Here is a 1,293-nt window from a genome sequence, read left to right on the forward strand (position 1 = left end):
GTTGTTTGTCACACACCAATGTGCCATCCCATCGTTGACTTACCATTGCCAGAATATTTAGTCCATCCGCATCCACAACTTTCGGTTTTTGTTCTTGAGATAGGTATTGATAAGCTTGATACGCCCACTCATCGTCGCCAAAACCGGGGCCAAACACCAAAACATCCGCCCAGCGAATACGCTTAGTGAGCGCGTTTTCCGTATCTCTGAGTAAATCCGTGGTTATGCTTTGACTCATCACTTCTGGGCAACTGACCTGCAGAGGGATGAAACTATCTGGGTGCGTAATACTTGCTGTTAACCCTGCCCCGCTTCGAACCGCCGCAGACGCGCACAAACGGATTGCGCCAGACATACCTTGATTCCCGCCGACGCAAAGTAATTTACCGTTATCACCTTTGTGAGCGGTCGCTTTTGGTTTTGGAAGCAAACGAGGGATGACTTTATGGTCAATGCCCAGTGCGCTTTCTTCTTCTATGGAATCGAATTCCACGTTAACGCCCAAACCACAAAAGTGCAGCTCACCAATTCGGTCTCTCGCTTGAGCGGTACATAACCCTTGCTTAACGCCGATGAAGGTAACTGTATGGTCCGCTTGGATTGCGTCACCTAAAACTGAGCCAGTGTTAGCGCACAAGCCGGACGGGATATCGACCGCAATAACAGGACACTGAATTTGGTTGATCTGCTCTATATAACGACGATATTCAGTTCGGACTTCACCCTTTAGCCCCGTGCCTAACATAGCGTCGATGATCACTTCCGCTTCAAGTAACGCAGTATTCCAATCATCCCAACTGCTGTTTTTACCATCAACGGTTTGCCAGTCTTGATACGCACGCAATGCATCGCCCTGAAGCTGCGTTACATCACCGATTTGAAAAACTTGAACATTCAGCTGAGCTTGTTTTGCAAGGGATGCAAACACGTAGCCATCGCCGCCGTTGTTGCCTTTGCCACAAACGACAAGAACGTTTTTCGCTCTTGGGTATAAATGAAGAAATCGTTCGTAAACAGCCATGCCAGCTCGCTGCATTAGGCTATACATAGAAACGCCTGCCATGTGGGCAGCAACCACTTCTCCGTTTTTGACTTGCTCGGCGGTGTAGAGTTTTAAGGCGAGATTAAAGTCCATATTTACGTTCTGCGCATTGGGGAAACACAATTATAAGTATACAAAAAAGCCAAGGTTCCCCTTGGCTTTTAACGAATAAATTTCAATCGCTATTTATGTTGTGACATCAAGGCTTCTGCTGTCGCGTCTTGCATAGACAAAAACAGTGAGTTGATTTT

General features: G+C 46.9%; 1 protein-coding gene. It reads right to left on the minus strand.

The window, feature by feature from the left end; translation table 11 throughout:
• Positions 1-1,135, minus strand: a 1,135-nt coding sequence (locus tag R7O12_RS25330) for an NAD(P)H-hydrate epimerase (protein ID WP_318126817.1), incomplete at its 3' end; no start/stop codon positions are given.
• Positions 1,136-1,293 lie beyond the last annotated feature (158 nt).

Source organism: Vibrio sp. Vb1574 (assembly GCF_033338675.1).